Below are 13,114 nucleotides of genomic sequence, written 5' to 3' on the forward strand. Positions count from 1 at the left end.
CGCGTCAACCGGTCGTGGCAAGCAGATGCTCCGCCAGAGCCAGGTCGAACGGTCGGGTGATTTTCACTGCGTACTCCGAGCCGGGCACGCAGCTCACCTCGACACCCTGCTTCTCGACCAGCCCGGCGTCGTCGGTGAGGGAGTCACCGGCAGCGGCGTGCGCGGCGCTGAGCACGGCCCGGCGGAAACCCTGCGGGGTCTGCACCGCCCGCAGGGCGGACCTGTCGACGGTGCCGAGCACCACCTCGCCGGCGCCGACCTCCTTGATGGTGTCGACGACCGGCAGGACCGGGATCACCGCGTCACGCCCGCTCCGGACCGCCGCCGCGACGGATTCGACAAGCTCGGGCGGGGTGAGCGCCCTGGCGGCATCGTGCACCAGGACGATCGTCGGGCCGGCCGGCACGGCGGCCAGCGCGGCGGCGACCGACGCCTGCCGTTCCGCCCCTCCGGGCACCACGATCACCGGCGCGACCGGGGCCAACAGCTCGCGGACGGTCTGCACCTCGGCGGTCGGCGCGGCCACCACGATGGTGTGCACGGAGGGCGCGGCAGCCAGTCGACGTACGGCGTGCACCAACAGCGGCTCACCGGCGAGCAGGCGCAGCGCCTTGGGTCGGCCGGGGCCGAGCCGTACGCCGGCACCCGCCGCGGGCACGAGGACCGCGACGTCACCGCGCGGATTGAGCTGCGCGGTCACGTCGCGGTCCTCGGTGGTTTCTTCACTACGAAGTGGGTACGACGATGCTGTGCGGACTAGGCCTCGGTGAGGACCTTGTCGAGCAGCGTCTCCGCCTCATCCTTGGTGCTCTTCTCAGCCAGCGCGACCTCGCCGACGAGAATGTCGCGGGCCTTGGCGAGCATCCGCTTCTCGCCCGCAGAGAGGCCCCGCTCCCGCTCCCGGCGCCACAGGTCACGCACGACCTCGGCGACCTTCAGCGGGTTGCCGGAAGCCAGCTTTTCCAGATTGGCCTTGTAACGCCGCGACCAGTTGGTCGGCTCCTCGGTGTGCGGAGCCCGCAGAACGTCGAAGACCTTCCCGAGGCCCTCTTCGCCGACCACCTCACGGACGCCCACGATCTCGGCGTTCTCGGCCGGCACCCGGACCGTCAGGTCACCCTGCGCGACCCTCAGGACGAGGTATTGCTTAGGCTCGCCCTTGATGACCCGAGTCTCGATTGCCTCGATGAGTGCGGCCCCGTGGTGGGGGTAAACAACGGTCTCGCCGACACTGAAAACCATAGGTTCGAAACCCCTTTCGCTGTGTCTAGGGTAACACGCTCAGGCACCGATGTCTCACCGATGTCCTGACCGTTGGCGCAGCTCAGGGGCCCTGTGAGAGGTCTTGCTTCAGCTTGACAGGCGGTCAAACCGATGGTTCGAACACGCTCCGTAACGCGCAAATGACTGCCCGGTACGGGTGAACAGAACGTCGAGATCAAGGGCTATGCGCTCCTCCCATGGTAGCCCGGCCAGCCGGACCGCGCCCAGATGTAGCGGGAGGAGCCCCCGGTGCGCGACCCTGGAGACCGAGCCGCACTCAGCTCTCGAGACGCTTCCAGGAGGTCCGATGGGCAAGCCGGACGCAGAAGGTAACGGGCCAGCCGACGGCCTGCCCGGCCTGCCTCCCGAATGGGGCCGGGTGGTGGTCCCCGACGACGCCTCCGCGCTGGCCGCCGAGGCGGCCCAGGTCCGCCGTGAGCTCCGTCGGGCCAGCGGCCTCCCCGGCGGTCACCGGGCTCTGGGGCTGCCGCTGCTGGTCCTGCTGGTGGCGGTCGTCACCACGCTGGCCGGCCTGCTGGTGGTCACCTGGCCCCGGGCCAACCGCGGCACGGAGCGCCCGAGCCCGACCCCCTACTCACCACCGGCCAGCCTGACCGGGCAGGCGCTGCCCGCACTGGACCTGGTCGACGCCCAGGACGCACCAGTGCCACTGCGCGGCCTGCTACCCGCCATGATCATCCTGTTGGACGGCTGCCCCTGCCCGGACCGGGTCAGCGAGGCCCTGGCAGCAGCACCCGCCGACGTCTCCGTGGTCACCGTCACCGCAGGGCGCAGCGCCCCGGCCGGGCCGACCACCCAGCGGCAGGCGCACGTCCTGGCCGACCCGGCCGGCGGGCTGCGCTCGTTCCTGGGTCAACCGGCCCGGCCCGGCACCGCCGCCGCCCTGCTTGTCGACAGGGCCGGCACAGTGACCCGAGTCCTGCCCGACCTGGGCACCGTCGAGTCCTACCGGAGCGACCTGAGCGCCCTCGCCGCCTGAGCGCCGGATCTAGCGGGGCAGCGCGACGAGCTGCACCTCGATGTCTATGGGCCGGTCGACGGCCGACAGCGACACCAGGAACGACCCGTTTTCGGGCAGCACCTCGGCAGTGGCGATCGTGCCGTCGCAGTCGATGCGCGACTCGCCGGCGATCCTGGCCCCGGCGCTCGTCACGACCATCGTGCCGAGCCGGGTGCACCGGTACTGGAGCAGGTAGCGGTCGGCGCCGTTGCCGGCCTGCCGGGTCACTTCCTGACCAGGAGCCAACTCCCGCTCCTCCCGCCAGATCGTCTCGTGGAACTGTGGCAGTTCACCAGCAGGGGAGAGCACTGCGGGGCCGCCCTCGGTCTCGGTGGGCGAGCCCGTTGCCGGGTCGAGCACCGCCCACGCGCCGTTCCGCCCCCGGGTAATCTCGCCGCTGTCCGGGTCCAGCCGCACCGTCACCCGCTCGTCGGGCTCCGCCCCCGCCATGGCCCGCTCCAACGGGGTGCTGACGCTCTGCTCGGCCCTCGGCGCCGCCGAGGGAGTGGCAGCCGCCCCGGCCGTCGACGACGGTTCGGCAGCGTGCCACCACCAGCCACCGACGACCAGGACGGCCGCCGCGGCGCCGAACAGCACCACCGAGCGCAGCCGATCGTCCAAGGTCGCATCCACGGCACGAGCGTACCGGTCGGAGGTTCAGTCCTGTCGATCGAGAAGGGCGGCGTACAGGGTGAGGCCGGGGCCGAAGGCCAGCATGACGATGCGCCGGGCCGCCGGTGTCGCCCGGCCCAACCGGTCCAGGATCAGCAGCACCGTCGGCGACGAGCAGTTGCCGTGCTCGTCGAGCGTCGCCCGGGACGCCGCCAGCCCCAGCGGGGGCAGCGCCAGCTCCCGCTCGACCACGTTGAGGATCCGCGGCCCGCCCGGGTGCACCGCCCAACCGTCCACCTCGGAGCTGGTGACGCCGTGCCGGGCCAACAGCTCGTCGACGAGCCCACGGACGTGCCTGGACAGCACCTGCGGCACCTTCGGCGACAGCCCCATCCGGAACCCCGCGTCGGTGACGTCCCAGGTCATGTGATCGGCGGTCGAGGTGTCGGTGACGGCGGTGACCTCGCGCACCGCGTACCCCGGGCCGCCCGGCACGACCACGGCGGCGACCGCGGCGTCCGAGAAGAGCGCGTGGGAGACGATCTGCTGGGTGTCCACCCGGGCGCTGGACGGCTGGATGTGCAGGCTGGTCAGCTCCGCGCAGAGCAGCAGCGCCGGACGCCCCCGGGCGGTGACGAAGTCACTCGCCGCGCCGAGACCCGGCAGTGCCGCGTAACAACCCATGTGGCCGATGACCATCCGCTGGGTGTCCGCGGCCATGCCCAGGTCCCGGGCGAGCAGGATGTCCAGCCCCGGAGTGGCGTACCCGGTGCAGGAGCAGACGATGAACAGCCCGATGTCGCCGGCGCTCAACCCGGCGGCTGTCAACGCGCGGCCCACCGCCTCCTTGCCCAACGGCAGCGCCTCCACCTGGTAGCGGCGCATCCGGCGCTCGGTCGGCCAGTCCGAAACGTCCTCCAGCAGCGGGTTCACCGCAGCCTGCCGCCGGGTCACCCCGGAGTTGGCGAAAATTCGCTGCGCCAACGACCGGGTGGTGCCGGAGAAGTGCCGGGAGAAGAAGCCCTCCCACAACTCGTCCTGCGAAGCGGACGGCGGCTGCGCTGTCCCGAGCCCCGCGATCACTGGTACGGACACGATCCCCACCTCTCGTCAGATGCTGTCCTCCCCCTGGCCGTCCCACCAGCCACCCCGGCTGGTCGTTCTCCCGTACGAGCCCGGTGGCGCGGGCTCACCAACGTGGTGCCGATCCGTCACGATCCGGGTCGCCACCCAGTGCGGCGATGCCGAGCCAGTCGGCGCAGACATCCGACGTGGCCGGGTGCAGTGACCCGCAGCGGGCATCGCGGTAGAGCCGCTCCAGCGGATGACCACGGCGGGTCGCCGAGGTGCCCGCCGCCTCCAACACCGACGCCGCCACCTCGGCGGCTGTGGTGCCGGCCAGCAGCTTCGCCCGCCACACCCACCGGTTGGTCTCCTCGTCACCGGGCGCCTCGTCCACCCGGCGGGCCGCCTCCGCCACCACCAGCTGCGCGGCGGCCGTCGCCGCGTCCGCCCGACCCAGCCGGGCCCGCACCGCCGGCAGACCGGCCAGATTGCGGGCGTTGAGGTGCTCGGCCGCCGCGTCGATCGCCGCGCGGGCCACCCCCACGTAGACCGCCGCGTAGCTGGCCACCAGCCAGTGCGGCATCAGTTGGGCGACCACCAGCGCCAGCCCTTCCACCCCACCGAGCAGCCGGTCGGCGGGCACGCTGACGTCCAGGTGCAGGTCGTGGGAGGAGGTGGCGCGCATGCCGAGCGAATCCCAGGTCGGCTCCACTGTCAGCCCGTCACCGGCCGGCACCAGGAACTGGGACACCACCGACTGGTCGGCAGCGCTGCGTGCCGCCACCAGGTAGCCGTCCGCGTGCCCGGCACCGGAGCAGAAGGTCTTGCTGCCCTTGAGCTGCCAGCCCCCGTCGACCGGCGTGTACGAGGTGCTCAGCTGGGACAACCGCGCGCCCGCGCCCCGCTCGCTCATCGCGACCGCGTACCAGGAGCCCTGCGCCGCCGCGCTGAGCAGCCGGTCGCGGGCGGCCAGCGCCTCGTCCGGTACGCCCAGCGCCTCGGCCAACTCCTCGGTGACCGCACCGAGCGCACCGGTCACCGAGGCGTGCATGTTGAACACCAGGGCTGTCGCACCGTTGCCCCGGGCAAGCTCAGTGGCCACCGCGGCGTACTCGGCGAAGGTGGCGCCCAGCCCGCCGAGCGCCCGGGGCACCATCAGCCCGAACAGGCCAGCCTCGCGCAGGTCGGCGAAGTCGTCCACAGGGAAGGAACCGTCCCGGTCGTGCTCGGCCGCGCGCGCGGCGAACCGTGGTGCCAACCGGCGAGCTGCCTCAAGCGCGTGCACCGTCATCTCGTCCCCTCCTTGGCGTTCCATACCCCCGCCACGGCCTGACTATCCTTTGCGGACCCCCCGGCCCTGGTAGAGCACGGCGGTGGAGCGGGTCGGCACGATGCGCGGCGCCCGACCGGCGGGCACCGTACCGGGCGTTCCGGCCGCGCGGGCGCGGCGCAACAGCCAGGCGAGCACCCCGCCGACCTGCGGCCGGATGCCGCGCAACCGCAGGTCGACACCGTGTCGGGCGCACTCGGCGACCAGCGCCCGGGCGTCCACGAACAACCGAGGATCGTGAATGCCACGCGGCACCGTCGGCAGCCGCTCGGCGATCCGGACCGCGACGAGCCGGGCCAGCGCCGTGTCGTTCAGGGTGTCCAGCACCAGCACGCCACCCGGGCGCAACAGCCGGCACGCCTCGGCCACCGCCCGCGGCCAGTCCGGCACGTGCTCCAGCAACTCGCCGGCGGAGACCACGTCGGCACAGCCGTCGGGCAGCGGAACAGCGGTGGCGTCACCCTGGATCACGCTGACCCCGTGCTCGGCCGCCTGGACGAGGGCCGAGCGGGTCAGATCCACCCCGACGTGGCGGTAGCCCCTGCCGGCCAGGTGCGGCGCGAGCAGGCCGGCACCGCAACCCAGATCGACGAGCACCGCGCCCGCACGGGTGGCCGGCGGCACCAGCGCCGCACGCGCCTCCGCCAACCAGTGCAGCATCGCGAACGCGCCGTCGGGCCGCCACCACTCACCGGCCAGATCGTCGTACTGACGCGGATCGTTTCGCGGCAGCACCCTCGGCCCGGTGGACGCCCCGGCCGCAGCCACGTCTCGCATGGAACCGAGCGTGGCACGACTGCTCGGTAACGACCAGACTTCCCTTATGTCGTCGAGGGTGTTAGGGCTGGTCAGAGCGAGCCATCCGGAACCGGCCGCGGCGGTGACCACGGTGGCCGGTCTGCTGGCGTGGGGAGTGGGCCACCGGCCGGCCGGAATCGTCTCGGTGGTGCTCGCCGTGCTGGCGAGCCAGCTCGCTGTCGGCTGGACCAACGACGCGCTGGACGCCGAGCGGGACGCCACTGTGGGGCGTACCGACAAGCCGGTCGCCAGTGGCGCGGTCGGTCGGCGCGTCACGGCCTGGGCCGCCGTGGTGGCCGCGGTGGCCTGCCCTCTGCTGGCGCTGACCACGAACCCGGCGGCGGCGTTCTGGCTGACCCTCGCCCTGGTCTCCGCCCTGCTCTACGACTGGCCGCTCAAGGCCACCGCGTTCTCGGTGCTGCCCTACGCCGTGTCGTTCGGCGCGCTGCCCGCCTTCGTGGTGCTGGCACTGCCCGGTCAGCCGGCCCCGCCCGTCTGGCTGGTGGCGGCGGCGGCCTGTCTGGGCGCCGGCGCGCACTTCGCCAACGTGCTGCCCGATCTGGCCGACGACGCCCGCACCGGCGTGCGCGGCCTGCCCCACCGGTTGGGCGCCGCCGGCAGCCGGGTGGCCGCGGCGGGTCTCCTGCTCGCGGCGACCGCGGCCCTGGTCCTCGGGCCACCCGGGCCGCCGTCGACGATCGGCTGGGCGGCGGTCGGCACGGCCGCCGTGGTGCCGCCACTGAGCTGGTACGCCGGACGCTCGGCGAGCCGGGCCGGTCAGCGGCCGGTGGCGGCCTTCCGGGCGGTCATGCTGGTCGCCCTCATCGACGTGGTTCTGCTGGTGGCGAGCGGTCGGGTGGTCTGAACGCCACCCGGCCAGGTGGCATTGCCGGGTCCGCGTGCGGGCCTCGATCAGCCCCAACTACCCTGGAGCGCGGTCTGCGCGGGTATGGCCACCGTGCCCGGCGTACGGCCCGGGTGGGGATTGTGACGAGGAGGACCGACGTGACGCGCTCGATCAGGGGATCCCGGCGGGCGGCCCTGTTGCTGTCCGGGATTGCGGCGGCCAGCCTGCTGGCTTCGGGATGCGGCGCCGGTCAGATCGCCGAGACCGCGTTGAAGGAGCCGTCGGTCCAGGGCGTCAACCTCACGACCGACAACGGTTCCTTCTCGGTGCGGGGCCTGCTGGTGGACTACCCGGGCACCGAGGGTTACCGGGCCGGGCAGGACGCCGGCCTCGGCGCAGTGATCTACAACGACTCCAAGGAGACGGTGACGGTCACCGTCACCACCGAGAGCGCCCGCGAGGTGGTGATCAGCGGCGGCTCGGCGAGCCCGTCGCCATCCGCCTCGGAGTCCGCCTCGGAGAGCCCGTCGCCGTCCGGTTCGGCCAGCCCGTCGAACTCCACCTCGGGTTCGCCGAGCCCGTCGGCGACGCCGTCCGAGACCGGGTCGTCCTCGGCCACGCCGTCCGCCCCGGAGTCGGCGCGGGCGTCCGGTTCGGCCAGCCCGGCCGCTCCGGGCCAGCCGGCCCGGATCGAGCTGGCGCCGTTGAGCTACATCCAGTTCAACTCCGAGGCCACCTCGCAGCTCCGGCTGATCGGCCTGACCGAGGCGCTGCGCTCCGGTCAGAACGTCGTGGTGACCTTCGACTTCGGCAACGGCAACACGGTCACCGGCCAGGCGCCGGTCGCGGTGCCGCTCACCCCGGCGGCCCCTCCGTCGCCGATCATCGAGCGCGAGGGCGGCTACGAGGGCGACGAGGGCGGCACGACCCACGAGTGACCCGTAGCGCACATCGACGAACGCCCCGGCGTGGTGACCACCACGCCGGGGTGTTTTCGTCGTACGCGGGGGCTAGCGTCCTGATGTGACCACGTCCCGATCGACCCCTCCGCGTGGCGGCACGGCCGGTGCCGCCCGTGCTCGGTCCGCCGCCCGCGAGCCGCGTCCGGCCTACCAGTGCGACGCCTGCGGGCACCAGCCGCCCAAGTGGGTGGGGCGCTGCCCGGAGTGCGGCGAGTGGGGGGCGGTGGTCGAGAGCACGGTGACCGGCCCGACCGTCTCCGGTCGGGTGGTCAGCTCCCGGATGCCGGCCGAGCCGGCCCGGCCGATCGCCACCATCAGCGCCGCTCCGGCCCGCGCCCGTCCCACCGGGGTCAGCGAGCTGGACCGGGTGCTCGGCGGCGGCCTGGTCCCCGGTGCCGTGGTGTTGCTCGCCGGCGAGCCCGGCGTGGGCAAGTCGACCCTCCTGCTCGATGTGGCACAGCAGTGGGCGGTCAATGCCGGCAGCCCTTCGCTGGTGGTCAGCGGCGAAGAGTCGGTGAGTCAGGTGCGGCTGCGCGCCGAGCGGATGGGCACCCTGCACGAGCAGCTCTACCTCGCCGCGGAGAGCGACCTGGCCTCGGTGCTCGGGCACCTCGACGCGGTCAAGCCGGGCCTGTTGGTGCTCGACTCGGTGCAGACCATCTCGACGACCGGCACCGAAGGGGTGCCCGGTGGGGTGACCCAGGTCCGCGCGGTCACCGCGGCGCTGGTGTCGGTCGCCAAGGAGCGGGGCATCGCCACCGTGCTGGTCGGGCACGTCACCAAGGACGGCCAGGTGGCCGGGCCTCGGGTGCTTGAGCACCTGGTCGATGTGGTGCTGCACTTCGAGGGCGACAAGCACTCGTCGCTGCGCCTGGTGCGCGGCGTGAAGAACAGGTTCGGCGCGGCCGACGAGGTCGGCTGCTTCGAGATGCACGAGGGCGGCATCAGCAGCCTGGCCGACCCGTCCGGGCTGTTCCTGACCCGCTACGCGGAGCCGGTCCCGGGCACCTGCGTCACGGTGGCAATGGAAGGGCGGCGGGCGCTGGTCACCGAGGTGCAGGCGCTGATCGGCGCGACGGTGGCGGGCTCTCCCCGACGCACCGTCTCCGGCCTCGACTCGGCGCGACTGGCGATGGTGCTCGCGGTGCTGCAACGGCGCACCGAGCGGCTGACCCTGCACGACCGGGAGGTTTTCGCCGCCACCGTGGGCGGGATCCGGGTGGTGGAGCCGGCCGCCGACCTGGCGGTGGCCCTGGCGGTCGCCTCCGGCGGGCTCAACCTGGCGATCGCGCCGCACCTGGTGGCGATCGGTGAGGTGGGGCTGACCGGCGAGGTGCGGCGGGTCGGGGCGGTGCCGCGCCGACTGGCCGAGGCGGCCCGGCTGGGGTTCAAGGTGGCCCTGGTGCCGCCCGGCTGCGGCCCGGCCAGCACCGGCGCCGGGCCCGAGCAGATGCGGGTGACCGAGGTCACCGACGTCCGTTCGGCGCTGCACCATGCGGCCCGTGCGTCCGCCGAGTGACCCACCGTGCCGACGAGGGCGGCGAAACCGGACAGCGGGTCGTAAGCGGGAAACGCCGGAGAGGGCGGCATCGTGACACATCACAGTAACCACGACAGCACCCACCGCACGGCAGTCCGTAGACTGTGCCCGTGCCGATCGACCGCGATACCACCAAGCCAGCCGGCGCGCCGCCCCAGGCCCGCACCGGCGCCGTGGGCTCGCCCGCCCGCCCGATCAGCGTGAGCGTGACTGCGGGGGCCGCCGGGAGCGCCGGAGATCCGCTGCGGGCCAACCTCGCCCTAATGGCCCCGGGCACCGCCCTGCGCGACGGTCTGGAGCGCATTCTGCGGGGTCGCACGGGTGCGCTCATCGTGCTCGGCTACGACAAGGTGGTCGAGGGCCTGTGCACCGGCGGCTTCCCGCTGGACGTGGAGTTCTCCGCGACCCGGGTGCGCGAGCTGTGCAAGATGGACGGCGCCGTTGTGCTCTCCAGCGACGGCACCAGGATCGTCCGGGCCGCCGTGCACCTGATGCCTGACCCGTCCATCCCGACCGAAGAGTCCGGCACCCGGCACCGCACCGCCGAGCGGGTGGCCCGCCAGACCGGCTATCCGGTCATCTCGGTCAGCCAGTCCATGCGGATCATCAGCCTCTACGTCAACGGTCAACGACACGTGCTCGACGACTCGGCGGCCATCCTCTCCCGCGCCAACCAGGCGCTCGCCACCCTGGAGCGCTACAAGCTCCGGCTGGATGAGGTCTCCGGCACGCTCTCCGCCCTGGAGATCGAGGATCTGGTCACCGTGCGGGACGCGGTGGCAGTGGTGCAGCGACTGGAGATGGTCCGCCGGATCGCCGACGAGATCGCCGGCTACGTGGTGGAGCTGGGCACCGACGGCCGCCTGCTCGCCCTGCAACTCGACGAGCTGATGGCCGGCGTGGACGCCGACCGGACCTTGGTCATCCGGGACTACCTCCCGGTCGGCCGCAAGTCCCGCACCCTGGACGAGGCTCTTGTCGAGCTGGACCTGCTCGGTGCCACCGAGCTGATCGACCTGGTGTCGGTCGCCAAGGCGATCGGCTACCCGGCGGCGTCCGACGCGCTCGACGCCGCGGTCAGTCCGCGCGGCTTCCGACTGCTGGCCAAGGTGCCCCGGCTCCCGGTGGCGGTGGTCGACCGCCTGGTGCTGCACTTCGGCAGCCTCCAGCGGCTGCTCGGCGCGACAGTGGAGGACCTGCAAGCCGTCGAAGGGGTCGGCGACGCCCGGGCCCGTGGCGTCCGTGAAGGACTGTCCCGGCTCGCCGAGGCATCCATCCTGGAACGCTACGTCTGAGCGGGCTCAGCCGGCGACGGTCAGCTTCACCGGCTCGCTGAGCTTCGTGCCGACCCTGGCGAACACCTGGTACGACCCGACCGGCGCGAACGGCCCACCGGCCAGCGCACCGTCGCAGCGGCTGGTGTCCCGCCCGTTCCACGGCACCTCGTAGGAGCGCACGAAGCCCGGCGTGAAGGTCTGCACGTCCGACCCCTGGACCTTGCCGCAGGTGTCCGACGACCAGACCTTCTCGGCACCGGACTTGATGAAGATCTCCTGCAGGTCGGCGCCGACGTTGCGACTGCACGTCCGGTCCGACGTGTTCTTGATCTTCAGTTGCAGCTCGACCACCGCGCCTCGCTGCACCGAGGTCTGGCTCGCCGACGAGACCACGCTGATCTCCCCGTCGGTGCAGGTGCCGTCGTCCTCCGAACCGGCCGCCGCGCCCAGCGGCGGGGTGTTGCTGGTGATCGCCGGGCTCGGAGTCGTCGCAGTCGAATCAGCGGGCGCGGGCGGTGACGGAGACCCGGTCTGCGGTGTCAACACCGGCCCGCCGGGATCAGACGTCGCGGAGGACGTCGCCGACGGGGTGCCTCCCGCCGTCGGCTTCTGACCGCCGGACCGATCCGAACCGGTGCAGGAGTAGAGCAGGACAATCAGGAACAGAAACCCCGCTCCGAGTACGACGGCGCGACGCCGCCAGTACACGGCGGGTGGCAGGGGGCCGACCGTCAGACGCATGATGCCCTCCACCGTAGCCGCGCCGTACCCGGCAGTGCGGCGCGACGCGCCGGAACCGATTCGAGGGGTACGCCCCACCGTCCACTGAGGACAGACGACGCACTGGTCACAGGTAGACCTTGCGCTGATAGATCGCGTGCGCACCGGCCACCCGGTCCAGGAAGAGCAGCCCCGCGCAGTGGTCGATCTCGTGCTGCAACGCCCGAGCTTCGAAGCCGTCGGTCACCAACCGGACCGGCTCGCCACTGCCCGGCAGGTCACCCTCCACCACCAGCCGGCTGGCCCGCTTCACGTCACCGGTCAGGTCCGGCACCGACATGCAGCCCTCCCGGCCCGGCTTCCACCGGGTCGCCTCGACCACCCGCGCGTTGCACAGCACGAACGTGCCGTGCACCGTCACCGCCTTCGGATGCCCGGTCACGTCGACAGCGAAGACCCGAGCGCCCACCCCGACCTGCGGTGCGGCCAGCCCGACGCAGCCCGGCGAGACCCGCATCGTGGCCACCAGGTCGGCCGCCAACTGGACCGTCTCCGCGGCGGTGGGATCGACCTCGTCCGAGGCCCGGCTCAACACCGCGTGCGGGGCGGACACCACCGGCCGCACCACGCCAGGCACCAACAGCGAGTCCGGCGTCCAGTCACCCAGACCGGTGTACGCCTCGACGTCCGGCACGCGCTCCTCGCCCGTCACAGCAGATCCGGGTCCGCCGGCCGGAGGGTGACCTCCACGCCCAGCTCGGCAGCCGTCCGGTGTAGCCGGTCAACCAGAGTGTCCGCCACCCCGGCCGGCAACTCGACCTCCGCCAGGACCACGTAGAGCTCACCGGTCAACCGGGTGCTCAGGTCGGTGACATTCCCCCCGGCGTCCACCAGCACCCGGGTCATCGCCGCGACGATCCCCATCCGGTCCGAACCGTGCACCGCCATCACGTACGGCTCACCGGCCGGCGGCACGTCGCCGTCCGGTGTGACCGCGCGTACCGTCGCCAGCAGCTGGCCCTCGGCGGTCAGTGACGCCAGTGCGGCCTCGACCTCGGCGGCGGCCGGGCCGGTGCAGATGAGGGTCATCGCGAAATGCCCCCGCAGCCGCGTCATCGTGCTGTCGGTGAGGTTCGCGCCCAGTCGGGCCAGCACCTCCGCGACGTCGGCCACGATGCCCGGCCGGTCCCGACCGATGACGGTGATCGCGAGCTCGTTCATCCGGGCATTCTCCCCCGTCCGCCGGACGACGTCGTGGCACCCCGCCCGAGCCGCCCACCCAACGGGAACGCCGGGCGTGACATCATCGACGACGCCATGACTCAACCCGACTTCGCCACAGCGGTCAGCCGATGGTTCCAGCAGCACGCCCGGGACCTGCCGTGGCGCGAGCCCGGTGTCACCCCGTGGGCCATCCTGGTCAGCGAGGTCATGCTTCAGCAGACGCCAGTCGTCCGGGTGGTGCCGGCCTGGGAGGCCTGGCTGGCGCGATGGCCGGAGCCGGCCGCGTTGGCGGCGGACACCCCCGCCGAGGCGATCCGGATGTGGGGACGCCTCGGCTACCCCCGTCGGGCGGTGCGGCTGCGCGAATGCGCGGTCGCGATCGTCGACCGGCACGCCGGCCAGGTGCCGGACCGGCTGGAGCACCTGCTGGCACTGCCCGGCGTCGGCACCTACAC

General features: G+C 72.8%; 14 protein-coding genes and 1 pseudogene. 6 read left to right on the forward strand and 9 right to left on the reverse strand.

The genetic code is table 11. The features are described 5' to 3' along the window. Window positions 1–4 precede the first annotated feature (4 nt). Window positions 5–700, reverse strand: a complete 696-nt coding sequence (gene ispD, locus KBX53_RS06995; protein ID WP_210858193.1) for a 2-C-methyl-D-erythritol 4-phosphate cytidylyltransferase — start codon at window positions 698–700, stop codon at window positions 5–7. Window positions 701–756: 56 nt separating this feature from the next. Further along, window positions 757–1,242, reverse strand: a complete 486-nt coding sequence (locus KBX53_RS07000; RefSeq protein WP_007073334.1) for a CarD family transcriptional regulator — start codon at window positions 1,240–1,242, stop codon at window positions 757–759. Between the two features lie 328 nt (window positions 1,243–1,570). Between KBX53_RS07000 and KBX53_RS07005 the strand changes: the two genes are divergently transcribed. Continuing rightward, on the forward strand, window positions 1,571–2,263 hold the full coding sequence (locus KBX53_RS07005) for a hypothetical protein (RefSeq protein WP_210858194.1): 693 nt from the start codon (window positions 1,571–1,573) through the stop codon (window positions 2,261–2,263). A 9-nt stretch (window positions 2,264–2,272) separates the two neighbouring features. Here the strand turns inward: KBX53_RS07005 and KBX53_RS07010 are convergent, their stop codons facing one another. The 4 genes from KBX53_RS07010 to KBX53_RS07025 all read right to left on the reverse strand — a co-directional run bounded on the left by KBX53_RS07010 (window position 2,273) and on the right by KBX53_RS07025 (window position 6,068). Then, window positions 2,273–2,917, reverse strand: a complete 645-nt coding sequence (locus tag KBX53_RS07010; protein WP_210858195.1) for a hypothetical protein — start codon at window positions 2,915–2,917, stop codon at window positions 2,273–2,275. A 24-nt stretch (window positions 2,918–2,941) separates the two neighbouring features. Then, window positions 2,942–3,991, reverse strand: coding sequence for a type III polyketide synthase (locus KBX53_RS07015; protein WP_030327908.1), 1,050 nt, complete (start codon window positions 3,989–3,991; stop codon window positions 2,942–2,944). 94 nt (window positions 3,992–4,085) lie between these two features. After that, window positions 4,086–5,252, reverse strand: a complete 1,167-nt coding sequence (locus KBX53_RS07020) for an acyl-CoA dehydrogenase family protein (RefSeq protein ID WP_030327910.1) — start codon at window positions 5,250–5,252, stop codon at window positions 4,086–4,088. A gap of 42 nt (window positions 5,253–5,294) precedes the next feature. Continuing rightward, window positions 5,295–6,068: a methyltransferase domain-containing protein gene (locus KBX53_RS07025; protein ID WP_036410625.1), complete on the reverse strand. Its 774-nt coding sequence runs from the start codon at window positions 6,066–6,068 to the stop codon at window positions 5,295–5,297. Between KBX53_RS07025 and KBX53_RS07030 the strand changes: the two genes are divergently transcribed. The 4 genes from KBX53_RS07030 to disA all read left to right on the forward strand — a co-directional run bounded on the left by KBX53_RS07030 (window position 6,067) and on the right by disA (window position 10,733). Next, complete coding sequence (locus KBX53_RS07030; protein WP_247675231.1) at window positions 6,067–6,954, forward strand: UbiA family prenyltransferase; 888 nt, start codon at window positions 6,067–6,069, stop codon at window positions 6,952–6,954. The two genes, KBX53_RS07025 and KBX53_RS07030, sit on opposite strands and share 2 nt — an antisense overlap. 140 nt (window positions 6,955–7,094) lie before the next feature. After that, window positions 7,095–7,874 carry a hypothetical protein gene (locus KBX53_RS07035; RefSeq protein ID WP_030327917.1) on the forward strand — a complete coding sequence of 260 codons (780 nt, stop codon included), beginning with the start codon at window positions 7,095–7,097 and terminating at the stop codon, window positions 7,872–7,874. An 85-nt stretch (window positions 7,875–7,959) separates the two neighbouring features. Then, a complete protein-coding gene (gene radA / locus KBX53_RS07040; protein ID WP_030327919.1) occupies window positions 7,960–9,417 on the forward strand; it encodes a DNA repair protein RadA in 1,458 nt (485 codons plus the stop codon). A 131-nt stretch (window positions 9,418–9,548) separates the two neighbouring features. Then, the gene (disA, locus tag KBX53_RS07045) at window positions 9,549–10,733 is read left to right on the forward strand and encodes a DNA integrity scanning diadenylate cyclase DisA (RefSeq protein ID WP_030327921.1); all 1,185 of its coding nucleotides are present in this window, start codon (window positions 9,549–9,551) and stop codon (window positions 10,731–10,733) included. Between the two features lie 6 nt (window positions 10,734–10,739). Here the strand turns inward: disA and KBX53_RS07050 are convergent, their stop codons facing one another. The 3 genes from KBX53_RS07050 to KBX53_RS07060 form a co-directional block, all read right to left on the reverse strand. Continuing rightward, window positions 10,740–11,456: a hypothetical protein gene (locus tag KBX53_RS07050; protein WP_030327923.1), complete on the reverse strand. Its 717-nt coding sequence runs from the start codon at window positions 11,454–11,456 to the stop codon at window positions 10,740–10,742. A 106-nt stretch (window positions 11,457–11,562) separates the two neighbouring features. Continuing rightward, window positions 11,563–12,147, reverse strand: coding sequence for a peptide deformylase (locus KBX53_RS07055; RefSeq protein WP_245233493.1), 585 nt, complete (start codon window positions 12,145–12,147; stop codon window positions 11,563–11,565). Then, on the reverse strand, window positions 12,144–12,656 hold the full coding sequence (locus tag KBX53_RS07060; protein ID WP_030327926.1) for a glycine cleavage system protein R: 513 nt from the start codon (window positions 12,654–12,656) through the stop codon (window positions 12,144–12,146). The genes KBX53_RS07055 and KBX53_RS07060 overlap by 4 nt, the downstream gene beginning before the upstream one ends. Before the next feature lie 96 nt (window positions 12,657–12,752). On the opposite strand from KBX53_RS07060, the pseudogene KBX53_RS07065 reads away from it, so the two are divergent. Continuing rightward, a pseudogene (locus KBX53_RS07065) lies at window positions 12,753–13,114 on the forward strand (A/G-specific adenine glycosylase); the annotation flags it as partial.

The organism is Micromonospora sp. M51 (assembly GCF_018070305.1).
Taxonomy (GTDB): domain Bacteria; phylum Actinomycetota; class Actinomycetes; order Mycobacteriales; family Micromonosporaceae; genus Micromonospora; species Micromonospora parva.